The following is a 23,193-nucleotide window of genomic DNA, read 5'->3' as shown; positions in this document are numbered from 1 at the left end:
ATCAGTGGACGATAATTACTGGGACTGATGCCCGTTTAGACACGGTTTCAGTTACGTTTCCAACGAGAAACTGGCGCGTTGCGCGGCTCCAATCTGCACCATGAGCTCCAAGCACAATTGTGTCGTAATCCTCGGCTCGGTCGAGAATATTTCGGGCGGGGTGACCGATACCCACGTTTGTATTGATCTCTCGACCATGCTCGTCAGCAACTTCATAAGCACGCTCGAAAACGGCTTCAGCGTGTTCGGCAGCAGCCTCACTGATGTCGTCTGCGAGGGGGAGACCAACCGCCTCCCCCATCATCATCGATGGGACGCCGACAACGTGTAAGACGGTGACATCCGCTTCAGGATGGTTCTCAAGGGCGTACTCAAGCGCGTGGCTAGCGTGCTCGGAGTTGTCCATCGGAACGAGAATTCGTGAGAGCATATCACAATCAGTGTCTTCCAGCTACCTAAGCCCCATCGTTAGGCTACTCCCGGAATGAGGATGAAGAACCCGTAGGCGAGGATCGTAGACACGGACGGACCGATGATCCACATCGAGATGTATTTCATTATGGCCCTGGGATTAAACAGATCTCCCGCCTTGAGCACCTCTTCTGGTTCCTCTTCACCGATTGGCGCAGCTGGTTTACCTTCCATCTCTTCAGCAGTGATTGCACCGGGGACGATCTCGGATTCTCCCGTGTCCCGGGTAACAGCCTCACGGAAAGTAATCGGGCGAGTTGCACGACCCCATCCGATCCCGACGATTGTCATCACCGTCGCCATCACGAGACTGATTGGAATCCCGATCCAGGAGAGAAGCGTTGTAATCGTTGATGCTGTGACCATAACGAAGAGGGCTGCGAGCAGCGGGATGTCACTTAGTTCGCCCCCGACAGATTCCATTGTCCGGCGGGCAATGGTGAACCCACCGAGTCCAATCGCAAGCGTAGCGATGATAATCGCCGTATCGTCAGGGAGTCCGCCTACTCCGCCGACCAGTGGTGCGGCAGCATTCGGGACATTACTTGCCCCGGCGCTGAACGCCATGTAACAGCCGATACCGAGCACAACTACTGTGGTACCGAGTTCTGCCCACGTCGTATTTGGGCCGAACGTAGGCTTCGGAATCGTTCCGCTACGGTCAAGGGTCAGTAATGGGCCATCTGATTTCTTGATCTGTACCCGTCGGTTGACTTCTGGGTAGATGTATCGTCCAATAACGCCGCCAATCCAGAACCCAATAATTGGCGTGACGACCCACCATGAGACGATCTCAGCAATCGTTGCATAATTGAGTGTGCCTGTTGCGAGTCCAAGACCGGCTATCGCACCGACGGTTGTCATCGACGTTGGAACGGGGACGCCGAAGATATTGGCGATGAGGATGCCCAGTCCAATGAAGAAGAGGACGGCGACGCCAGCCGTCAGCGTGAGATCAGTCGTGATGATACCTTCGCTCAGCGTGTCCATCACGTTCCGTCCAACAGTCCACCCCCCGAGAAAGACAAAAACCGTCATGAGCGCTGCTGCCGTCGTCTTTTTGACGATACCAGCACCGACAGGNTTCCGTCCAACAGTCCACCCCCCGAGAAAGACAAAAACCGTCATGAGCGCTGCTGCCGTCGTCTTTTTGACGATACCAGCACCGACAGGTGGCCCCCACGCAATTCCAGTAGATGAGCCACCAATGTTGAATCCAACAAAGAGAGACGCAACAACCCCAATTGCGAGTAGAGATTCTACCATCGATAGATAATAGTTGAGTTATAGTGAAATATCTATCGTAATAGACCTATAAGTTATACAGCAGCCACAAGTCCCGCTCTTTCCAATATGTCAGTAGTTATTACTTATAGTAATCTACATCCCGAATTTGTGGCGGAAGCCTCGAAAAGAAAGATCGTCGCTCGAGGTTTAGCGGAACTTCTCGTATTGCACCCGTCGGTCAAGGATACGGCCGACAGTCGACTTAGCGGGCTCGAGCTCGTCGGCGATCTCCCGATAGGAGTAGCCGTCGTCTCGGGGCTCAAGGACCTCCAGAACGACACCGAACTGCTCTCCAGGAACAGACGCTCGCCGGCGTCGTCAAACGCGAGCCCGTAGGGTAGCTGTCCCTGATAGTAGCCTTTTTCGAGGCGCCGCTCGGTCTCTCGTTTCGCTCGCTCGATCTCTTTGCGTTTCCCGACGTCGTCACTCGCGGCCATGGCGGCTTCAATCGCGAGGCTATAATCGGACGTATCCACAAGGCCACGTTCGACCGAATGGAGGTCGACGCCGCGCTCATCTAACGAAAGCAGTAGTCTGATGCGGTCTCGAGAGCCGAGACAGGTCCCGAACAACGACAACCGAGACGGCGCCCTCGCGAACGCGACGTCGGAATTCGTCGTACTTCTCTCAGCTCTCGTCGAACCCACTCAAGCCCGACGAAGGCTGGGAGAGTGTCCGCTATGATAGTTTGACTGCGCTCGAGCGGTGCGATCTAAGTCATCTCGACTACGTCGATCGGTACGTGATTGAAAAGTGGTTTCAGATACTTCGATGCGGATTAACCGGTTTTGCCAGACGTAGATGGGCGGCAGAGCCAGCGCGTAGCGCTGTCTTTGTCTACTACCTCAATATCACCGATGTGGTTCCGGCTGGCGTCGAATATTGAGTCACTAATACGAAAATATAAACTCTTATCTATTATACATAGTCAATTTTGACCAGATCAAGCCTAATCCGCGATGATTATACTTATTGCTCTCTAAGCACTATTCCATTGTGCATATACAAACGGATGAATCTATTGAGTATAGTAAAAATGAATATAATAAAAATTATATTTCACGAATTGCACTATGGAAAACAATAGTTGTCATCTTTGTGGACGAACTCTACCTTGGGATCCTGTTGAAAACGAGGAGGGATTCTTATTCTGTTGTCCCGGTTGCCGGAAAATCCAGACAACGCTTGTAGGAGATGAAAATAGTAAAGAAAATAGCATTAATTTAGACGTACCTAACAATAAGAGGGGGGAAATAAACGGAAGAGCAGAGGAACCAAGCGAAGAAGTTACTCATCTTTTCCTCAGGATTGACGGAATGCATTCTGCAACATGTGAATCGTTTTTAGAATCTGTTGCAGAAGAATCTAAAGGTGTTGTCGATGCAGAGGCAAGTTACGTCACGGAGACGATACGAATTGAGTATAACCCAGACCAGATTTCAAAGGCAGACCTTCGAGATACGTTGAGTACACTTGGATATACGGCATATTTCCGAGACGACATATCCGAACCCGACCAGAATTCAGTTGGGTCGTCACGCCGGTCACGGGAAATGAATGGAATCCGTAAGCGTCGGACTGACGAGATTCTGAATATGCGTTATGCTGCTGGAATACTCTTTGGGGGATTTTTGATGGTTCCATATATAGCTTTACTTTATCCAACTCACCTTGCCTCGTTTCTCGATTGGGAAGCAGTCCAAATTTTCGCAAATTCCTTTCAATTAGATGGCGCTGGTGGACTATTTTTCTTACGACTCTACTTTGGGCTTACCGGAATCATCCTGTTTTTTACTGGATTGCCAGTGTTGCGTGGGGCATACGTAAGTATTAAAATGCGGCGACCGAATACAGATCTTCTTGTTGCGGTCACTGCTGTGAGCGCCTATATCTACAGTACAGCCGCAGTCCTTCTCGGACGAAACGATATCTTCTATGACCTGACTGTAGTGGTTGCAGCTGTCGTGACAGCAGCAGTATTCTATGAATCATCAGTAAAACAACGCGCTTTGAACCGGCTCACTGATCTTACTGTTTCACAGGTAGACACTGCTCGAGTCTATAACGAAGACGGAACTACGACAGAAGTCGCAATTGAAGAGGTAAATCCAGGTGATCGTGTACTTGTCCGCCAAGGAGAACGCGTTCCTGTTGATGGTGTACTAATTGACGGCAACTGTACAGTAAATGAGTCGGTCGTAACGGGAGAATCTCTCCCCGTGGGGAAGAAAGAGGGAGATGATCTTGTTGGAGGGTCAATCGTCACAGACAGTGTAGCTATTGTTGAGGTTGACAACAATACAACAAGCAGTATTGACCGGATCACAACGTCAGTATGGAATCTACAGAGTGCCGAGCACGGTATCCAGCGCCAGGCTGATTATTTGGCATCCCAAATTATCTTACCACTAGTAGGCGTAGCTATCGTTATTGGTGTAATATTACTCGCGCTTCGTGACGGATTTGCTGCTGGTCTGTTAGCGTTTTTGACGGTGCTTATTGTCGGTTCTCCATGGGTACTCGGCCTCGCAACTCCGCTATCAGTAGCGACTAGCCTTGAAGAGGCGTTAGAACAGGGGGTTGTCGTGTTTGATGAAACAGTATTTGAACGCCTCCGGGAGACTGATTTTATCGTCTTTGACAAAACTGGTACTCTCACGACCGGAGAAATGAAAGTGATCCAAACGGAGGCCCCACAGGACCTGCTAGCGGCAACTGTGGAATTAGAGCGTCTAGCTTCACATCCTGCTGCAAATGCCATCGTGAATGCGTTTGCTGATGAGGTGGACAAACAGCGGTCTCCGCTGTCTAATGATTACATTACCGATAACCGAAATAAAAACCAGGGAAGTACTGTGAGCGAGTACCAAACTCATGCGAAAGGTGTTCAAGGTGTCGTGGATGGGTCAGAAATCCTAGTTGGAAATCTTGATCTATTTAAAGAACAAAATTGGAAAGTAAGCGATAGTATTGAAACACGTGTCATTGATGCCCGTGGTTTCGGTCGGCTCCCTGTTATCGTCGGCCGAGATGGTGTTGCAGAAGGAATCATTATTGTTGGTGATGAGCCACGAGAGGGTTGGGACGAGACTGTTACTCAACTCAGCGAACGAGGAGCAAAGATCATTGTACTGACTGGGGATGACCAGAAGGCAACTGACTTCTTCCGACGTCATCCACATGTTGAGCACGTATTTGCTGGGGTTCCACCAGAAGGAAAAACGGCAACGATTCATCAGCTCAAATCTAATGGCCAAGTCACAATGGTCGGTGACGGGACGAACGATGCACCTGCACTTGCTGCCGCCGATCTCGGAGTTTCCTTGGCAAGTGGTACTGCGTTAGCAGCTGATGCAGCTGATATTACGATCGTTGACAGCAATATCGGTGCTGTAGAAACAGCTTTCGATATAGCAAATTCTGCGTATCATCGGGTTAAACAGAATAATCGATTAGCGCTCAGTTATAACGCACTTTTGATACCTATTGCTCTTGTAGGGCTTTTGAATCCACTGACAGCAGCTATTGCAGTACTCATAAGCTGTGGTCTTATTGCAGCGAACTGTTCACGAAATCTGATCTAAGCTACTATTTTTTGGTAGAGAAAAGCCTTGTAACGGCCGATAAGGGCTTTAGATGATTAGCACTCTAAGTTATTTTAATTAACTGTGGTATTTCCCTCTCCTCTTTGGTATTTTGATTATTGTATTTTTGCGATAAGAAATAATCTATATTTAATATACGAAAATTTGTCTACGTAGTCCCCTTGCAGTCAATTACTTGTCTATCGATACGATCGCCAAGGGGGCACTGTCTAGTGCTGCTTCAGCCGTGAATCGATCAGTAGAATCGGTCCTATGTCCGTTGTTCTACGTACCAGTTGACGCTTGAAGCAACACTAGTGCGCTCGCAAGCGTGGATAGCCTAGTCCTCTTCATTCTTCTTGATGGTTGGATAGAGCCGATGTAGCTTCGTTCGAGCATCATCGGCAGTGAACTGCCAATCGATCGAGACAGGAATCTCATTGCGCTCGGTTTCCCACGCGGCGACCTCCGTTCGGAGTGTCGCCGCGTCAGGAATGCGTCGGTTGAGGCACTGGGTGCGAAGCGCACTCAGCTCGATTTCCGCCATGTTGAGCCAGCTCCCGTGTTTCGGCGTGAAGTGAAACTCGAATCGGTCGAGATATTCTCGCGCTTCCTTCGGGGTACAAAACTCGTAGAAGGCAGCCGGATTATGCGTGCTGAGATTGTCGAGCACTACCCGGATGCAGGCCGCATCCGGGTAGTGCTCATCCGCAAGCTCTTGCATTTGTTCGACGAACTCGCGCTTGCGTCGTCTCGGCGTGACCGTGGCGTGTCGCCAGCCGGTGAGCGGTTCGGTGGCGACGTGGATTTTTCGCTCACCGTTGCGTTCGTAGTGGGTGTCTTTGCGTGCGACCGCTCCCGGTCGCACCGGGAGCGGGTCGCGTACATGCTTGTGGAGCGTTTTGCTCGATTCATCGAAGCAGATGACTGGGCGGTCTTCGTCATACGGTTCGTGGTAGAGCGCAAGAACGTCTTCCATGNGCTCGATTCATCGAAGCAGATGACTGGGCGGTCTTCGTCATACGGTTCGTGGTAGAGCGCAAGAACGTCTTCCATGCGGTAGACGAACTTAGCGTTCTGTTTTGCTGGAATCAGCCAGTATTTCGAGCGATGGGGTTTCAGATCATTTTTTTAGTCGCTGTCGAACGGTCTCTCGGGAGATCGACTCGAGGTCGATCTCCTCGAGAGTGACCAACCGATCGGCGAGAAGTTGATACGTCCATCGAGAGTGCCCCTCTGGTGGTTCAGAGCACGCGAGTGCGACCAAATGAGCCTCACCACGGCCATCAAGCTTTGGCTCGTAGTCGCGGTCGGGCTTGCGGCGGTGGAGCGCCGCAAGCCCTCTCTCGGAGTACGCTTTGCGCGTGCGATACGGTGTGGAGATCGAACAGCCGAGGTGCTCACAGATCGCGGGATCTGTGAGCCCCTCATCAGCCTTTAGAAGGATTCGTGCACGGGGGATGTCTTCAGCTCTGTGTTCACCCGTCGAAATAAACGCCTCAAGTTCGCTTCGTTCCTCGTCAGAGAGGTTGACGATGTGCTTCTTCCGTCCCATNAGAGGCGCTCAGAGGAAATAAGCTAAGCAGTCGACGCTTGCGAGCGCACTAGTTGAGCCAGTTTGAGAAGTGAGTAGGTCGTTGAGTGAATCGACCAAGATGCTCGCAGACCTGCTCAGCGAGAGCTACGACGCGGATTTAGAAGAATCTTGGGAGAACGGACGGACGGCGACGCCCGTCAGGGCGTTCGCCGTCCGCCTCCATTAGACCGGTTGTTCACTTCGAGAGACAACAACGATTCTCGCTGAATTAGGCGTTGAACGGTCTCACGGAGCGGTCTGGAACTGGGTACATCGGCTGGCTGACAGCGGATGCGACCCGCCTAAGGCGAAGCCGAAGCGGGTCGCGGTTGACGAAACCGCTGTCAAGGTCAACGGCGAGTGGTCTTGGTTATACGCTGCAATAGACCTCGAGACAGAGCTGATTCTCGACGTCGCGTTGTTTGGTCGGCACGGCACTGATCAGGCAGCTGCGTTTCTGCATAGACTCCGTGAGAAACACGATCTTTCGGAGGCTGAGTTTCTCGTCGATCAAGATCGTCGTCTTCAGCGACTGCAACGAGTAGTTTGCGTGGTCACAGTAGTGTCTATTTGCCAGACTTTGTCATCCCGGTCTTTCATCCATGCGTGGGGACTTAGCAGGCTTTCATCCTCTCAGTCCTATCAATATCTCTTTGCGTATTTCCAGCCTATTGGCTCGTCTCATTGATAGCCTGTATCCAGTCTTTGATAAGTTCGTTTATATTGTAGAAAATGATCCCCACTGTGAGCACGGTTGTGGTAAGATAAACAATGAATCCTGGAGCCCCGCCGATAGTGACACCAAACAGACCTCCGACGATTCCAATAATCAGCAATTCAATCCATGTTATTAAGATACGTGAACTGAGACGGGGCTTTGACGCAATACTACTGGCCAGACTGCTATCTTCGTCAATTGAATTGTTATTCTCAGTCATTAGTATGATTCATCCACCTTTATTGGACCACTGAACACTGAGTAAAGGACACCAAAATAGAGGAAGATCAGCGGTAACAAAAGCGCCGCTCCAATTGACATGATGTTAAGAGGTAACGTTGAAACAATAGCTTCATCAACAGTCAGTCCTTCAACACGGTCGATATATGGATACATCAAACTGCCAATAATACTGACCAGCGTAAAAACGAGTCCTGCATTAGCGACGAACGCCGCATAGTAGCGATTAAAGCTTGTTGCTACCGCATAGATCCCAGTAAGAACAAGATTCACTACGACAAGTCCCACAACTAAGGGCGATAGCAAGGCCGATTGTAATTCAGGTGCAGTAATATAAACGACACCCAGTGTCAGTACGACTAGTATAAGATACAGTATAAGAGCTCGAAATCCATCCGCGCGGACATCATCTCGCAACTCATTACGCGTCTTTAATCGGAGGAAGGCAACGCCGTCAACAACAGTCAGTGCAACAACCATCAGCCCGGTGATAACCCCTGGCAGCGTGATAAGGGCCATTGTACCGAGCAACCAGTTCGCTATGAATATACCGAGGAAAAACGGTGCTGTGAAGCTTCCGACGATGAACGCTCGCCCCCACCACTTTTGCCATGGCTTGTCCTCACGTTGTTCGTACATCTCAGGTGCAAGTCCACGGAGGATGAGAGCCCCAAGAATAGCGAACATCAGCAAGTAGTGACGACTGAATAGATTCGCATATACGGCTGGGAAGGCTGCGAACAGCGCGCCGCCGAACACAACCAACCACACTTCGTTACCGTCCCAAAACGGCGTGATGGCTGCGAGCAACTGCTCGCGCTCGTGTTTCTCATCTCGAGTCGCAAACAGAATTCCGATACCGAAATCGAACCCATCGAGAAAAAGGAACATTCCGAGGATGAAAAACACGAGTCCAAACCAGATGTCGGCTAGGGGAAGCCCAAACAGCGTATCGCTTGCGAGGGTGCCGACGTCAGTCATCCATATTCACCTCGGATTGTGGCGGTGGCGAACTCTCCGTCGTAGTAAGTTCGTCCCCATCTGGTGGACCAGCACGGATGATACGCACAATAACATACGTATATAGAGTTAACAAGCCGAGATACACGATCGCAAAACCGACAAGGGTAGCCGTCGCCTCGGCCCCTGTAAGCCCCGGTGAGACACTATCATTTGTTTTCATTACACCTTGAATGACCCACGGTTGCCGGCCGACCTCTGTAACGATCCACCCAAGCTCAACAGCGAGAAGTCCTAACGGTGCAGATAGCATGAGCGCTTTGTGGAGAAGATCATCCCCATACAGTTCGCCACGCCACCAGCGGTAGACGCCCCAGAACGCAAGCAGAATGAACCAAAACCCCAGAGCAACCATGATTCGGAAGGACCAGAAGACGATGGCAACAGGTGGCTGGGGGCCTTCGAATTCATTGAGGCCTTGAATAGTCGCTTGTGGATCACCCCCGCTGGCAAGCCATGAGGCACCGCCTGGTATTCCGAATCCAAAAATCTCCTTCGCGCGTGGATCCAAGAGGTCTTGAATGCTTGTCGGGAAGGCAACAATATATTCGGGAACGTACGAATCAGTCTCCCAGATCGCCTCCATTGCAGCGAACTTTTGGGGTTGCGTTTCAACGATATGTCGAGCATAGAGATCGCCATGAATCGCTTGGAGTGGTGCCGTGATGACCAGGGCGACGAGAGCGATTTTCAGCGTTGTTTCCCAGAATTCGATATTCTTAATGGGGTATTCCCATATATGATGTCGAAAAATGTAGTACGCAGCGATCCCAGCCATGATAAGAGCGACTGATTCAACTGCCGCGTTCTGCATATGAACGAACATCCACGGAAATCGGGGGTTCAGGTAGGCTGCTATCGGATCTACGAGATGGACGATTGGCTGGCCATCTTCCATCGCCAGTTCGAATCCACGGGGAGTCTGCATCCAGGAGTTCGCAATAAGAATCCAAACTGCCGAGAGCCACGTTCCGAGACCGACCGCAACGCTTGATAAGAAATACAACCGGTTTGAAACCCGCTCCCGACCGAAGACGAAGATACCGAGGAAGGTCGCCTCCAACATGAACGCCATCATTCCTTCAAGTGCGAGTGGCCCACCAAACAGTTCACCTGCAGTCGTCGAAAAAGCAGCAAAATTCGTTCCAAATTCGAACTCAAGCACGAGCCCGGTCACGGTTCCAGTGGCAAAGCTCACGGCAAAAATCCGTGTCCAAAAGCGGCGTAGTTGCTCATAAACAGCATCATCTGAGCGAATATCTTTCCATGTGAAGTAGATGAGGAACGGCGCAAGCCCCATACTTACCACAGGAAAAATGATGTGAACGATAACTGTGAGAGCAAACTGGATACGGCTCGCCAATACCGGATCAAGCATTGGTATCACCGCTCAGGTGGCATGCTAATGCAGGCCTCCATATGCACAACGGAAAGTCAATGAGTACGCAGACCCTCTGAGGAGAGGGATTCACAACTACTCCCCATTGGAGATGTGGGAGAACGTATCGTTGCGCCATCAGTCGCATTTGAGTATCAGTGGGAATCAATCAATAGCGGATTCCCAATCAATCGGAATCATCGGGACAGCGGTTTAATTCATAGAATCTAAGGCCAGATATTTCCCATCGAGAGGATGCTGTTCTGCCGAAACCAGGGCGGGCGGGGGACTCAGATGACAGGGTCGAACACTGCGTACTCACCAGTTTCGACCTTGAGTTGGGGGTTTGGTAGTGGCGGAATTGATGGCCCACCCTGCTCGAGTAGGGAAATCGCCTAGCAGTGGTGCACCGTACTGGTTCGGTGGGAGGCAATTCCGTTTGTGTCTCGCCGGTTCTTCTCGGGTTGTGCCACTCCATTCCCCGTGTTGGTAATCAACACGGACCACTAAATAGCCCTCGGGATTTTTCGATCAAATACATCGAATGAAAGTTCTCGAACGAACCGAACCGTACCGAACCCGTTCCGCCAGGTCCAGTCCGACTACTCGCCGCCGGGTGCGATCGTGGCCTCACCGAAGTCAGCAAGGTCGTTCGTCTCGGCGCGTTCGACCGCAGCGTAGACGTCGGCGAACCCGGCGCCGACCGATTCCGCGGTGTAGTCGTCATGGACATCCTCGACGGCCGTCGCCTTGAGCGTGTTCAGTACGTCGATCGCATCGGGGTACTCGCCGTGGTCCTCGTGATAGGCGTCGACAACCAGCATCGCACAGCCGGCGACGTCGGGACATGCCATGCTCGTCCCCGAGAGGCGGCCATAAAAGATCGCCTCGTCGGTTTCGGCCGCCTGCAGGGCGTGGGTAGGGTTGAGCGTGCTCATCACGCTTCCGCCCTTCGCGGCGACGCCGTTGCGGTAAACTCCTAGCGGGCCGTCGGGGTCGTCGCCCGAGTAGAACGGCCGGTGGTTCTCGAAGGCTGCTTCGCGGTCGTAGTTGGTCACGCCGTCGTACCCCGGAGAGCGTCCGCGCGAGAAGAAGTCGGTCACCGTCTGATCGGCCTCGGTCGCTGCCACGCCCAGGACGTGGGGGCCGCGGGTGTAGAAGTTGAGCGTGTTCGTCTCGGAGCCATCGTTGCCAGCGGCGAACACGGGCAGGATGTCGGCCTCGAACGCGTACCAGGTGGCGACGTTGCCCGGATCGTTCGGGTCGTAGTCCTCGTCCTCAGCTAGCCCGTACGAGTTCGATACGACCTGGATATTGGTCTCGCCCGACTGCTTGCGTTCGATCATGTGGTCGTACACGGCGACGATCGTGACGAGCTCGTGACGAGCATCAGCGAGAGGTTCGCCGAGTAGGAGGTCAGCGTCGCGTCGGGGGCGATCCCCTTGTACTCGCCGTCGCTCTCGGTGCCGTCGCCGCCGACGGTGCCACAGCAGTGGGTACCGTGACCGTTGTCGTCGGTGTTCACGGGCCCGAGGTCCTCCCAGAGGACGTCCTGTTCGGGCGGGTCGCCGACCCACTGCCAGTTAGCCGCGAGGTTCCCCTCGAGGTCCGGGTGAGCGCCGTCAACGCCGGTGTCGATGACGGCGGTGTGGACGTTCTCGCCGGTGTAGGCCGTCTCGAGGTCCTCTCCCTCATGAACGCGGTCGGCACCGGTCGTCTCGCGGCTGTCGTCGTTGAAGTACTCTAGGTCGCGGTTCGCGGAGACGAACCGGACCTCGTCCCAGCCAGCGCCTCGAGCAGTTGTTCGCCCGTGAGTTCGGTGTATCCGACCGGGAGAACCGCGAAGGAGTGGTGTGTGTGTTCCGATTTCGAAGTCGTCAGCAATGAACTCGCTGTCGACTGCGTCGAGCAGCGAGTAAAACTCAGTCCCAACAGTTGCTGGAGAAATGCTGTCGATCTGTGTATCCATTGCTCGGAGCTAACGAACTCACATCGAATTTAAATATTCGAAACGGGACAGATCGAAAAGTGGTTTCACACCCTCAAAATGCGCATTGACCGCTTCCATAATTCGTGGGTGGGCAGTCGGGCGAGCGTCCGTAAGTGGCTTGAACAGTTTGTACATTACTATAACCATCAGAGACCGCATCAAGCTCTCGATGGAAAAACACTGACCGAGGAAGTCCAGAACTAGACAGTGCCGCCAAGGGAAATCTACTAAAAACTTTTACCGTATTTTCGTGGTTAGTTAATGCGGTCAATCATTCTTTTGACCATGGTTCGTTTAATTTATAACGAATAATGAGTGGGATCAGACCGAGAGCACTGAAGAATGTGAGTATGTAACCAAGTACGGCCAATTCAGTGACCCCTCGATTGCCCATTATCACGTACAGAAGGATACCGACCAGAGTCATGGTGCTAAGTACGCCGATCTGGCGGCGAGAACCCATACTAATATAAAAGCACTAAGTGGGGAAGTGTCTTACTATCTCTAGCAACACCTCAANGCTAAGTACGCCGATCTGGCGGCGAGAACCCATACTAATATAAAAGCACTAAGTGGGGAAGTGTCTTACTATCTCTAGCAACACCTCAATATTGTATTCCCACAAAATGAAGAGACGAGATTTGCACAGATAGATATTCGGTAGTTTCATAAATAAGGCAGACGCAGATAGCGGCTTGACTGGCGAGCAGGTCAATCAAGCCGTCGGCTGTCATCCGGGAGCAGTTGCCTGCTTCAGGAAACACTACCCCGAGGTCGGCCTCGCGGCGATTCATCGCCACAAGGCCGATCGCGTCTACGAGCGTAAACTCGACGGACGAGACGAAGCTCATCTCATCGCGTTAATTTGCAGCGATCCACCAGAAGGATGCTCTCGCTGGTCACTACACCTCCTTGTCGACCATCCCGTTGCTCTCAACGAGACCGACGCTGAGTCGATCTCGCACGAAACCGTTCAACAGGTGCTAAAAAACACGACTGCTCCCTCACCGATCAACCGCGTGGATGATCAAGCCCGGCCACAACGCTGCATTCGTCCACCGAATGGAGGACATCCTCAATCTCTACCACGAATCGTACGACCCAGTTCGGCCTATCATCTGCTTCGACGAGAGCAATAAGGAGCTTCACAAGCACGTTCGTGACCCGTTCCTGGGCGAGCCGGGAGCGGGTTCTTGCTATGACTACACCTACGAACGCAATGGAACACGAAACCTCTTCATGATGAGCGGGCCACTCACCGGGTGGCGACACGTTGACGTCACGAAGCGCCGGCGCAAGCAGGAGTTCGTCCAGCAGATGCAGTCACTCGTTGATGAGCACTACCCGGACGCTGAAGTGGTCTGGACAAGTTCTGAACATATACCGAACTCGCTTAGGATACATCTCCCGAACATGGTTTACTTCCATTGGTCTTTAGCTAAGCCTCAACAGTCGGTTGGATGGCGGTAGCGAGCTGTTCCTGGAGGATCGGTCGTTGCTGGTGGATCTTCTGCGCGTCTTCGATCAGTCGCTGTAGCAGCGGCGGCGGTGAGTAAGCGAGATAATCCCTCAGTTCACGGAGGATGAGCTGGGCGTGCGACCGAAAGGTCGCCGCCCAGCGCTCCGGTGGGAACACGATTCCCTCATCAGCGTGTTCGACGACCAGACCAAGCAAATCACGACTTACGACCAACGATAGCAACGCTGCGTACAGCAGAATCTCCACGATNCCAAGCAAATCACGACTTACGACCAACGATAGCAACGCTGCGTACAGCAGAATCTCCACGATATGCTCTTTCGTCGTGTTGAACTCATCCAGTTCGTACTGCGTCTTGAGTTCGCGGAACAGCAACTCTACCTGCCATCGACATCGGTAGATCGTCGCGAGATCAGCCGGCTGAAACTCCTCCCGAGACAGATTCGTGATGTACAGATGGTAGTCGTCGGCGTCCTCGTTGCGGACGCCGACGACGCGGAACCGTTTCGTATCCAGCGAACGCGTTCCCTCGTACGGTCCTCGCTTGAATTCCGCTTGGACCTCCACGTCGATATACTCGCGCTGGAGATCGTCCACGACATCATGGATCTGCTTTCCCTCCAGAGGAATGGCGCGACCGCGCCATTCTCGCAGTTCATCCGTCACAACCGGGTTTGCGCATTTCTTCAACCGGCTCACGAAGTAGCCATCGTTCTCGTCGATCAACGCAAAGCGTCGGTACTTGAAGTATGCAAGATCGAAGATCGCTAACCGTCCTTCCAGCCACGGTCCCGTCTCAAATTCTGTACTGTCGTGCGTTTTCTCGTCTGTCACGCTGAAGCGTTCAATCGTCTGGTCGGNAGCAACTCATGCAACCGGAGAACGGTTCCATCAGCGACCATCACGTCTCGAAAGCGGTCGAACTCCTCAGAGACCGTGTGAGGGACAGCGACCTCGTCGAAGCCGTACTCGACGAGGTCGCGGAGGTACTCTGCGAGCGTCGGCGTCAACCGCTGATAGAAGCCTCCCGGAGAGAGCGACTCGTCGGCAGTAGAGTTGTAACTGCGTCTGAAGGCGGCCAGCGTTCGGCTTTCGCCTGCGGCGAAGCCGAACGCGAACGACCAGACAAGTGGTGGGAGCTGAAGCTTCCCCTCGCGCTCGACCACACCGACGGAATCGGCGTGGGCTTCAAGCGCTTCAGAGGGAAGGAGGTTAGTGAGCCGACGTTCAACATCCTGTGAGGAGGCTTCGTTGGACACACTCGTTGCCTCCTCAATCCGTCCGAAAAGTAGCTCCGATAAGCCGCCGCTGTCATGCGGTTCTTCTCTTAGCTAAAGACGGATGGCAGAGGCTAATACAGTCCCGGCTAAAGAAGTGGGAGTTGAAGATCAAGTTGCAGAACTTTTACGATCTGGTGAAATGAACGATGCAAGGGAGATACTGAATAGAAATAGCGTCAAATATANGGGAGTTGAAGATCAAGTTGCAGAACTTTTACGATCTGGTGAAATGAACGATGCAAGGGAGATACTGAATAGAAATAGCGTCAAATATAGTATGAATCGGAATCGAGTAGACAATCAACCTTCAGGTCAGATCACACCTGCAAGTCATTACTCTGAAACAGATTCTGAATTATATTGTACGCTAGTCCATAGCGAAGATAACAAATGGTTAGCTACAGGGAATGCAATACTTAAGGGACTTGAAGTTAGCATCCGTCAAGCATATATGATAGATGATGCCTGTGCACTTGTCTACGATCACGACAAGTGGAGTTCACCAAACCCGACTGAAGACAATCTGTGGTTAGAGGCACAGCAACACAGTATAGAAATGGAAGAATATAATCCGAACTACGGTGTCGCAGCCACAGTCGAGATAACTGCAAATAATTACGATGAAGCTACAATAGGTATGCAAACATATCTCGAAAACGAGCCAGATAACAACACTATACCGGTAACATTCGAATACGAACATACCTTTGCTTCAACTGCTGGAGATATTGATGTAAGCATCTCATTTGGCGCAATGTCAGTTACGCTTCCGGTAAATCCAGATGCTAAAACTGTCTGGAAGGATAAACAGCCTGCGTATCCAAACTAATAGAAAATAACACCCTGAAATTCAACAACTAGAACATAGTAGTAAAAGATCTATGATTCTGGCTAAGCACATCTTTTATGGGTTCAACCAATATAAAGAGCTACCAAACGAAGATAATATGATTGAATATGGTCAATAATACTCAAAAGAAGTTAGATGCGATAATCGCAATTCTTTGCATAATAGTAGTGATAACACTTTCTATGTCGATAATAACTCTTGGATTCTATATCACTATATTACTATTATTATTAGGGCTACTTGTTTCTATTATAGCTATATTATCTATATAAGTTCTATCAATATTGGCGTAATATTCTATATTCTCGAGTAGCTCGCGGTCTTCGGTCTGTTGATCGATCCGATCCGAGAGCCATTGGTCTTTAGCTAAGCCTCAATAGTTGGTTGGATGGTGGTAGCGAGCTGCTCCTGGAGGATTGGTCGTTGTTGGTGAATCTTCTGAGCGTCTTCGATCAGTCGCTGTAACAGTGGTTGCGGTGAGTAGGCGAGATATTCCCTCAGGTCACGGAGGATGAGCTGGGCGTGCGACCGGAAGGTCGCCGCCCAGCGCTCGGGCGGGAACACGATCCCCTCATCAGCGTGTTCGACGACCAGACCAAGCAAATCACGACTTACGACCAACGATAGCAACGCTGCGTACAGCAGAATCTCCACGATATGCTCTTTCGTCGTGTTGAACTCATCGAGTTCGTACTGCGTCTTCAGCTCACGGAACAGCAACTCTACCTGCCATCGACACCGGTAAATCGTCGCGAGATCAGCCGGCTGAAACTCCTCCCGAGACAGATTCGTGATGTACAGATGGTAGTCGTCGGCGTCCTCGTTGCGGACGCCGACGACGCGGAACCGTTTCGTATCCAGCGAACGCGTTCCCTCGTAGGGTCCTCGCTTGAATTCCGCTTCGACCTCCACGTCGATGTACTCGCGCTGGAGATCGTCCACGACATCGTGAATCTGCTTGCCCTCCAGAGGAATGGCGCGACCGCGCCATTCTCGCAGCTCATCCGTCACAACCGGGTTTGCGCTCTTCTTCAACCGGCTCACGAAGTAGCCATCGTTCTCGTCGATCAACGCAAAGCGTCGGTACTTGAAGTATGCAAGATCAAAGATCGCTAGCCGTCCTTCCAGCCACGGTCCCGTCTCAAATTCTGTACTGTCGTGCGTTTTCTCGTCTGTCACGCTGAAGCGTTCAATCGTCTGGTCGGTGACGTTATGGAGCAGGTGGAGCGACGCTCCAGCCTGCTCCTCGTGAGGTGCTTTGTACTCTTCAGAAAGCAACTCGTGCAACCGGAGAACGGTTCCATCAGCGATCATCACGTCTCGAAACCGGTCGAACTCCTCAGAAACAGTGTGAGGGACAGCGACCTCGTCGAAGCCGTACTCGACGAGGTCGCGGAGGTACTCTGCGAGCGTTGGCGTCAACCGCTGATAGAAGCCTCCTGGAGAGAGCGACTTGTCGGCAGTGGAGTTGTAGCTGCGTCTGAAGGCGGCAAGCGTTCGGCTTTCGCCTGCGGCGAAACCGAACGCGAACGACCAGACAAGTGGTGGGAGCTGAAGCTTCCCCTCGCGCTCGATCACGCCGACTGAATCGGCGTGGTCTTCGAGCGCTTCAGAGGGAAGGAGGTTAGTGAGCCGACGTTCAATTTCGTGTGAGGAGGCTTCGTTGTGCACACTCGTTGCCTCCTCATACTGACGGCTAAAACTTCATGGACCTCCAGACACGAAGAACGATATGGCGACGTTAGAGAACGTCTCTGTCGAAGCCCTCCGCCAGATCTTGGCGGAGGTCGATGATGCCGATGCAACAAAGCGGCTCATGGCCGCGATCACCTACAAAGAGATAGAAGATTTAACGCAAGCAGAAGCCGCCGCACTCTATGGATTTTCCAGTAGTTGGGCCTCGAAATGGTTCAACCGACTCGAACGGCTCGCCGACGAGCCGTTCGAGGAGGTCGTCTACGACAAACCACGAGAGGGCAGACCATCCGAACTCTCTGACGACGAGCACGAGCAGTTTGTCGAGGTACTTCATGAGTCTCCCGAAGAAGTCGGATACGACGCGCCCGCGTGGTCTGTCTCACTAGCGCGTCACTATCTCTCCGAAGAATTCGGTGTTGAGTACTGCGAACGTCACGTCCGACGATTGATGTCTGAGGCCGGACTGTCCTGGAAGACAGCCCGGCCGGAGTTCCACAAGTCCGACGAACGAGCTCAAGAGGCCTGGGAAGACGGTTTCAAAAAAAGCGCGACAACTTGGACGACGAATACACGATCCTGACCATCGATCAGACGCGTCAGGTACTCTCAACGTTGATCCACGCCTGGTTTCCGGAAGGAGAGCGCCCGTCACTCCCGGTGACGGGCGCGTGGGACAGCATCAAACTCCTCGGGGCAGTCAGCGACAGCGGCGAGACGTTCTTTCTCCCGTGTGAGGAAAATTTCAACAGCGACACTACGATCCGGTTACTTGACGCTCTCCAAACCAAGTTCGGCGAGAAGATCTGCGTCGTCTTAGACAACGCCTCCTATTTTACCGCGAACAAAGTGCAAGAATTCGCCGAAGGAACACCGATCAAACTGTGTTTCCTTCCACGGGGGTCACCAGAGCTGAACCCCGTGGAAGAGTGCTGGCGACGACTCAATCAAGCACTCGGCAACCGCCTGTTCGACACGCTGGATGAACTTCAGGCGGCTGCACTGACCGCGCTTGACGACATCGAACCTCCGAATGTCTTTACGTACTTATGTCCTTGAGTATCAATCGGTCCGAAAAGTTCCTCCGATAAGCCGCCGCTGTCATGCGGTTCTTCGCTTAGCTAAAGACGGATGGGTTTACTTCTTTCTCAAGAGGGTTCAACTGTTTCGCTGATCACTCACTGCATCCGGGGGGTGCTCGACAACCTCGACACGCACAAAGCCTACGCGTTCTACGAATTTCTCTTATCACAGCATTGTCTGCTCTCGGAACTCGAGTTCCACTTTACACCAGTTCGCGGGCGCTGGCTGAACATGGCCGAGATCAAGTTCATAGGGATCAGCAGACTAGTTCATAGTTACTCCTGTCATTCGGATCTCACAGGAGGTCGACATTCCTCGTGCGAAGCTCCGAATATCTGTGGAGTCAGTATCCACAAACTATCTCTTCCAGATTCTCACGAGGAAATCAGGTGTGTGGCATAAGTCGACGACCGATTTGATTGTTGCTCGATCGAGCGATACTGTCGAGACACTGATGAACCTAAAAGAGGTGATGACAACAGCTACTACAATAAGGGAAATAAACGGAACGCCTCCCGCTGGCGCAACGACAGCCGCGTCGCCGCCTTGTGTAGTCGAAATATATGCTGCCCCAAAGATCGTCGCGTTGTATGCACCGTGAATAAGTGCTGGTACCACGATATTATTGGTGTATTCGTAGGCTCCGCCAAGAATCAGTGCAAGAAGGAAGACGGTGACGATGTACACCCATTTCCCGTCGCCTTGAAGTGACGGGCCGTGAATCGCCGCAAAGAGGGCGCTCGCAAGAATCACTGCGCGAGGGGCAGAAAACGTCTCCCGGAGTCGTCCTTGAATCACGCCGCGGTAGAGGAGTTCTTCTCCTGGTCCAACGAGCAAGAAGGAAAATACGATGAGGAGAAGGAAAACACTGGGTTCCTGCCCTGCGAGTGTAATGATCTGGTTTTGCGCCGACTCAGTACCGAGCCGTTCGATTATCATTGTGACCGTCCACACGGTTGCCAGCAAGGCGAGGAATCCGCCGATGGTCCACGCTACATCACGACGAGTCGGTATCCTCCCGTGGATAAAACTGAGGCTCCGCTCGCTGAATTGGAGATACAGAAGCGCGATCCCACCGAACGTGACGCCTTGCACCATGACCGTACTGACACCGAGTTGAATTGCTGGGCTATCGGAGACAGATATCCCGATCGCAAGAAGCCCTAATGAAGTTACGAGAACGACGAGTTGCCCGACCCCTATCCCTCCGACAGCCAGTCCAATACCGACTAGCACCGACCGAATTTGCGATGTGTCTCTGCTCATTGTATTGGCGATTCGGCTTCGAGCAACTCATCTGGTTCGATTCGAGACAATCGCATCGCGTTCCCGGTGACGGCCGTCGTCATTCCGGCGTCGCCGGCAAGGACGGCCAGCCAGATGGGGACATATCCGAACGGGACTGCAACTGCCAGACCGGCTTTGATAGCGAGACTAGCCCAGATGTTCTGCTGGATGACGCCGTTCGCATCGTTTGCGAGTTCGTAGAGGTAGGGGAGCTTCGCAAGGTCATCGCCCATCAAGGCGATGTCTGCGGTCTCCAAGGCGGTGTCCGTCCCAGCTGCACCCATGGCGACGCCGACTGTGGCGGTGGCCAGCGCCGGTGCATCGTTGATACCATCACCGACCATTGCAACCCCGTCGTACGTTTCGACGAGGTCCTCGATCGCAGTAACCTTCTCCTCTGGGAGGAGTTCCGCCCTATACTCGTCAACGCCAACCTGCTCGGCAATAGCGCGAGCGGTTCGCCCGTTATCGCCCGTCAGCAGTACTGTTCGGGAGACGCCAAGTTGTTCGAGTCGCGCGACCGTTCGCTTCGCTTCCGGTCTGAGTTCATCGGCCACGGCGATGATGCCCTCGAGTTCGTTTTCAGTTCCGACGAGGACGACGGTCTTGCCTTCAGCCTGGAGTTCAGGGACAGTCTCCTCGAGGAGATCGAGACAGTTGTTTCGGTCGCACATCTGACGGGCAGTCTGTGTAACGATACCTCCGTCGGTCGTTGCATGAACGTGGTTCAGATCGAACCCCTGTTCCTCGAATAGTCCTGGCTTCCCAGCGAAATGTGGGGTTCCGTCAAGGTCAGCACGCACGCCTTTCCCGGTGATACTTTCGAACTCGTCGACCTCACGCTCTGGGACACCAGCTTCGCCTGCTTCCGCGACGATCGCCTCGCCGATGGGGTGTTCACTCCGCTGTTCGAGGCCGCGTGCACATCGGAGAACATCTTCCTTTGAGTTCCCGTTCAATGGAACGACGTCGGTGACGGTGAGTTCCCCCTTCGTGAGCGTTCCTGTCTTGTCAAAGGCGACGACGTCGACCGCGCCCATCGCTTCGAGGNGAGTACCGCCCTTGATCAGGACACCGTTTTTCGCGGCGCTCGTAATTCCAGACACCACCGAGACGGGCGTCGAGATGACGAACGCACAGGGACAGGCCAATACCAGCAGCGTCAGCCCGTAGACGACAGCCGTGGACCAAGTCGTGCCGAGGATAGACGGGCTTGCCACCGTCGTTAGGATGGCGAAGGCAACGACGACTGGCGTGTAGTACGTCGAGAAGCGCTCAACGAACTGCTCACGTTCGGTTTTGTTCGACTGGGCGTCTTCGACCATCTCCACGATGCGGGAGAGCGTGTTATCACCGGCTTCGGAGGTGACCTCCACCTCGAGATACCCTTCTTCGTTGATCGTGCCAGCGTACACTTCGTCGCCCGTCGTCTTGTCGATGGGGACGCTTTCGCCCGTGATGGGCGCCTGATTGACGGCGCTTTCACCGTCGATAACGGCCCCGTCCATCGGAATTTTCTCCCCTGGTTTGACAACGACGACGTCACCCACGGCGACCTCGTCGACGGGAATCGTCTCCGTGCTCTGATCACGCTTGACGGTCGCCTCATCCGGTGAGAGATCCATCAGCTCTCGAAGCGAGTTCCGGGCGCGATCCATTGAGTATCGCTCCAGCAGTTCAGCGACGCTGAACAGGAACGCAAGCGTGGCAGCCTCGAAGTAGAGTGCCTCACCGAAGACGAGACTCGCAACGAGCGCCCCGAGAATAGCCACAGACATCAGAAAGTCGATATCGAGGTTCAGATTCTGCGCCGAATAGTAGCCGTTACGAAGGATCTCCTGGCCGCCGGTGGCCACTGCAACCAGAAACAGGACGTCTGCGATGAGTAGCTCCGTCCCAAGAAGACCTGCAATCTGTATATTCTGGCCAGTTAGGAAGAACTCGAAGAGTAAGCCGAGGGCGACGAATCCACCGCTCACCCACGTCTTGCGTGCTCGCGAACTCGTCCAGATGCTCTCGCGCTCTTCGGTCGCTTCCTGACGTCCGGATTCGTCGCCTGCCGTGTCCGTGACCTCGTACCCAGCGCTTTCGATAGCGTCGATGATATCGGCTTCTCCAGCTCTCGACGAATCGTACGTGACGATGACGGTTCCGGTCGTCGGCTGCGTTTCATATGTTGTGACTCCACTAATCCGGTCGAGAGCGTTCTCGATCTTGCCCGCGCACGAAGGGCAATCCATTTCTGGGGCCGTAAATTTCGAGGTCCCTTCGCCGGTGTTCTCCACGGTGTATCCAGCCTTTTCAACACGATCAGCTATCGCGGTAGCACTCGTTTGCCCGCGGTCGTAGGAGACTGTCAGCGTCCCCGTTGTCACTTGTGGATCGACGCTCTCGATTCCGTCTAGTTTTTCGATGCTATTTTCGACCTTTCCTGCACAGGATGGGCAGTCCATCTCTGGGACCGAAAACTGTGCCTCGTCCTCTTGGTCCCTCGGTGGTACAATATCATCACCGTCTTGTCCTGCGTGTTGAGTGTGCTCGTGATCATTATGATCGTGGGTATAATCCGGTGGTTTACCCCTTCTGTCGTGGAATCCCTCGTCAGGGGAGGTCATTACTCGTCACTAGCTACTATAGACTTGTTAAACTAGCTGCTGCTAAATGGCCTATTTTGACTAACCTATAATAATAAAAACACACAAGTTATTAATTCTTATATTGTTATTATACCCTCATTCTAAACATATATCATCCAATACTTGATAATTTTATATAGAAGAGAAGCGTAATGTCCCGGAGCATTCTCCTATACCGCTTGTAAGGACTTCAAACACGATCTGGTTGACGCTTACTACCGTAAGTGCGGACGAGGACAAGCCGCAAGTATTCCTGCTCGTTGATCGCAGGAACGATCAGTGATACGTCGTCTCTGTGAAATCCACAACCGAATCAACTACGCGACTCCTCGACACTCACGAAGAGGAATTGTTTACTATCTACACGGTCGGATTTTAGACCTATGACCTGATAAACAACGATGAGAATTTCCACCGAAAAACAATGATTCACTCAGACAGTGAACGCCGCGGTCGCTGTCGTCGTTGGCGACATGGGGAATGAGCCTCGGTGTGACGACGAATACATTCTGACTGAGGGGAATTAAGCCTGATCGGTTCGAATGATGGTATCATCCTGTCCCTGCCTTACCAGAGTGGCTCGATTCGGCTGTGTTGAATCACTAGACGGCGTCGGGG

18 protein-coding genes and 3 pseudogenes are annotated in these 23,193 nt (G+C 52.7%); 7 read left to right on the top strand and 14 right to left on the bottom strand.

The features are described 5' to 3' along the window. Window position 1: 1 nt before the first annotated feature. Entirely contained in the window at window positions 2-430 is a 429-nt protein-coding gene (locus C492_RS22440) for a universal stress protein (RefSeq protein ID WP_083898779.1), read from the bottom strand. 38 nt (window positions 431-468) lie between these two features. Continuing rightward, window positions 469-1,737 carry an inorganic phosphate transporter gene (locus tag C492_RS07930; protein ID WP_049892849.1) on the bottom strand — a complete coding sequence of 423 codons (1,269 nt, stop codon included), beginning with the start codon at window positions 1,735-1,737 and terminating at the stop codon, window positions 469-471. A gap of 129 nt (window positions 1,738-1,866) precedes the next feature. Between C492_RS07930 and C492_RS23550 the strand changes: the two genes are divergently transcribed. After that, window positions 1,867-2,094 (top strand): hypothetical protein, encoded by a 228-nt coding sequence (locus tag C492_RS23550; RefSeq protein ID WP_152424834.1) that lies wholly within the window; start codon window positions 1,867-1,869, stop codon window positions 2,092-2,094. Between the two features lie 737 nt (window positions 2,095-2,831). Continuing rightward, window positions 2,832-5,342 (top strand): heavy metal translocating P-type ATPase, encoded by a 2,511-nt coding sequence (locus tag C492_RS22435; protein ID WP_083898778.1) that lies wholly within the window; start codon window positions 2,832-2,834, stop codon window positions 5,340-5,342. A 340-nt stretch (window positions 5,343-5,682) separates the two neighbouring features. On the opposite strand, the gene C492_RS25825 is transcribed toward C492_RS22435, so the two are convergent. Next, entirely contained in the window at window positions 5,683-6,321 is a 639-nt protein-coding gene (locus C492_RS25825; protein ID WP_049892847.1) for an IS630 family transposase, read from the bottom strand. 144 nt (window positions 6,322-6,465) lie between these two features. Further along, window positions 6,466-6,897, bottom strand: a complete 432-nt coding sequence (locus C492_RS25820) for a helix-turn-helix domain-containing protein (RefSeq protein ID WP_049892846.1) — start codon at window positions 6,895-6,897, stop codon at window positions 6,466-6,468. Between the two features lie 100 nt (window positions 6,898-6,997). Between C492_RS25820 and C492_RS22430 the strand changes: the two are divergent. Beyond that, window positions 6,998-7,429, top strand: a pseudogene (locus C492_RS22430) (IS6 family transposase); the annotation flags it as partial. Between the two features lie 157 nt (window positions 7,430-7,586). On the opposite strand, the gene C492_RS22425 reads toward C492_RS22430, so the two are convergent. The 5 genes from C492_RS22425 to C492_RS25530 all read right to left on the bottom strand — a co-directional run bounded on the left by C492_RS22425 (window position 7,587) and on the right by C492_RS25530 (window position 12,243). Then, window positions 7,587-7,856 carry a hypothetical protein gene (locus tag C492_RS22425; RefSeq protein ID WP_083898777.1) on the bottom strand — a complete coding sequence of 90 codons (270 nt, stop codon included), beginning with the start codon at window positions 7,854-7,856 and terminating at the stop codon, window positions 7,587-7,589. Continuing rightward, window positions 7,856-8,857, bottom strand: coding sequence for a cytochrome d ubiquinol oxidase subunit II (gene cydB, locus C492_RS07900; RefSeq protein WP_008422138.1), 1,002 nt, complete (start codon window positions 8,855-8,857; stop codon window positions 7,856-7,858). Before cydB ends, C492_RS22425 begins: the two co-directional genes overlap by 1 nt. Further along, window positions 8,850-10,274, bottom strand: coding sequence for a cytochrome ubiquinol oxidase subunit I (locus C492_RS07895; protein ID WP_008422136.1), 1,425 nt, complete (start codon window positions 10,272-10,274; stop codon window positions 8,850-8,852). Before C492_RS07895 ends, cydB begins: the two co-directional genes overlap by 8 nt. Before the next feature lie 602 nt (window positions 10,275-10,876). Next, complete coding sequence (locus tag C492_RS25535; RefSeq protein ID WP_169333439.1) at window positions 10,877-11,620, bottom strand: S8 family serine peptidase; 744 nt, start codon at window positions 11,618-11,620, stop codon at window positions 10,877-10,879. After that, window positions 11,617-12,243, bottom strand: coding sequence for a S8 family serine peptidase (locus C492_RS25530; RefSeq protein WP_169333438.1), 627 nt, complete (start codon window positions 12,241-12,243; stop codon window positions 11,617-11,619). The genes C492_RS25535 and C492_RS25530 overlap by 4 nt, the downstream gene beginning before the upstream one ends. 51 nt (window positions 12,244-12,294) lie before the next feature. Between C492_RS25530 and C492_RS22415 the strand changes: the two are divergent. After that, window positions 12,295-12,468: pseudogene (locus C492_RS22415) on the top strand (integrase core domain-containing protein); the annotation flags it as partial. A gap of 401 nt (window positions 12,469-12,869) precedes the next feature. On the opposite strand, the gene C492_RS25175 reads toward C492_RS22415, so the two are convergent. Then, a complete protein-coding gene (locus C492_RS25175; RefSeq protein ID WP_049892845.1) occupies window positions 12,870-13,115 on the bottom strand; it encodes a hypothetical protein in 246 nt (81 codons plus the stop codon). On the opposite strand from C492_RS25175, the gene C492_RS25730 reads away from it, so the two are divergent. After that, entirely contained in the window at window positions 13,053-13,403 is a 351-nt protein-coding gene (locus tag C492_RS25730) for a hypothetical protein (protein WP_343122649.1), read from the top strand. The genes C492_RS25175 and C492_RS25730 overlap by 63 nt on opposite strands. Further along, entirely contained in the window at window positions 13,288-13,734 is a 447-nt protein-coding gene (locus tag C492_RS24960) for a transposase (RefSeq protein WP_204365605.1), read from the top strand. The genes C492_RS25730 and C492_RS24960 overlap by 116 nt, the downstream gene beginning before the upstream one ends. On the opposite strand, the pseudogene C492_RS07875 reads toward C492_RS24960, so the two are convergent. After that, a pseudogene (locus tag C492_RS07875) lies at window positions 13,703-15,003 on the bottom strand (IS4 family transposase). The gene C492_RS24960 and the pseudogene C492_RS07875 overlap by 32 nt on opposite strands. Before the next feature lie 1,237 nt (window positions 15,004-16,240). Continuing rightward, on the bottom strand, window positions 16,241-17,545 hold the full coding sequence (locus tag C492_RS07870; RefSeq protein ID WP_008422130.1) for an IS4 family transposase: 1,305 nt from the start codon (window positions 17,543-17,545) through the stop codon (window positions 16,241-16,243). Window positions 17,546-17,606: 61 nt separating this feature from the next. Here C492_RS07870 and C492_RS22405 point away from each other — a divergent pair. Continuing rightward, window positions 17,607-18,628 (top strand): IS630 family transposase gene (locus C492_RS22405; RefSeq protein ID WP_086009418.1). Its coding sequence is split into 2 segments (ribosomal slippage): window positions 17,607-18,111 and window positions 18,111-18,628, totalling 1,023 coding nucleotides; the frame shifts between segments, so codons are not numbered across the junction. Window positions 18,629-19,009: 381 nt separating this feature from the next. Here the strand turns inward: C492_RS22405 and C492_RS07855 are convergent. Then, the gene (locus tag C492_RS07855) at window positions 19,010-19,918 is read right to left on the bottom strand and encodes a CPBP family intramembrane glutamic endopeptidase (RefSeq protein ID WP_008422125.1); all 909 of its coding nucleotides are present in this window, start codon (window positions 19,916-19,918) and stop codon (window positions 19,010-19,012) included. Beyond that, window positions 19,915-22,554 (bottom strand): heavy metal translocating P-type ATPase, encoded by a 2,640-nt coding sequence (locus tag C492_RS07850; RefSeq protein ID WP_049892844.1) that lies wholly within the window; start codon window positions 22,552-22,554, stop codon window positions 19,915-19,917. Before C492_RS07850 ends, C492_RS07855 begins: the two co-directional genes overlap by 4 nt. Between the last annotated feature and the right edge of the window lie 639 nt (window positions 22,555-23,193).

Source organism: Natronococcus jeotgali DSM 18795, assembly GCF_000337695.1.
In the GTDB taxonomy this organism is placed as follows: domain Archaea; phylum Halobacteriota; class Halobacteria; order Halobacteriales; family Natrialbaceae; genus Natronococcus; species Natronococcus jeotgali.
Note: the sequence above shows the minus strand (reverse complement) of the source record. Positions and strands in the feature narration are given on the sequence as shown.

Excerpts from the sequence above, each read along its gene's own strand:
- C492_RS22440 (WP_083898779.1), bottom strand. The coding sequence starts at position 430 with ATGCTCTCACGAATTCTCGTTCCGATGGACAACTCCGAGCACGCTAGC.
- C492_RS22435 (WP_083898778.1), top strand. The coding sequence starts at position 2,832 with ATGGAAAACAATAGTTGTCATCTTTGTGGACGAACTCTACCTTGGGAT.
- C492_RS25825 (WP_049892847.1), bottom strand. The coding sequence starts at position 6,321 with ATGGAAGACGTTCTTGCGCTCTACCACGAACCGTATGACGAAGACCGC.
- C492_RS25820 (WP_049892846.1), bottom strand. The coding sequence starts at position 6,897 with ATGGGACGGAAGAAGCACATCGTCAACCTCTCTGACGAGGAACGAAGC.
- C492_RS22425 (WP_083898777.1), bottom strand. The coding sequence starts at position 7,856 with ATGACTGAGAATAACAATTCAATTGACGAAGATAGCAGTCTGGCCAGT.
- cydB (WP_008422138.1), bottom strand. The coding sequence starts at position 8,857 with ATGACTGACGTCGGCACCCTCGCAAGCGATACGCTGTTTGGGCTTCCC.
- C492_RS07895 (WP_008422136.1), bottom strand. The coding sequence starts at position 10,274 with ATGCTTGATCCGGTATTGGCGAGCCGTATCCAGTTTGCTCTCACAGTT.
- C492_RS25535 (WP_169333439.1), bottom strand. The coding sequence starts at position 11,620 with ATGATCGAACGCAAGCAGTCGGGCGAGACCAATATCCAGGTCGTATCG.
- C492_RS25530 (WP_169333438.1), bottom strand. The coding sequence starts at position 12,243 with ATGGATACACAGATCGACAGCATTTCTCCAGCAACTGTTGGGACTGAG.
- C492_RS25175 (WP_049892845.1), bottom strand. The coding sequence starts at position 13,115 with ATGAGCTTCGTCTCGTCCGTCGAGTTTACGCTCGTAGACGCGATCGGC.
- C492_RS24960 (WP_204365605.1), top strand. The coding sequence starts at position 13,288 with ATGATCAAGCCCGGCCACAACGCTGCATTCGTCCACCGAATGGAGGAC.
- C492_RS07855 (WP_008422125.1), bottom strand. The coding sequence starts at position 19,918 with ATGAGCAGAGACACATCGCAAATTCGGTCGGTGCTAGTCGGTATTGGA.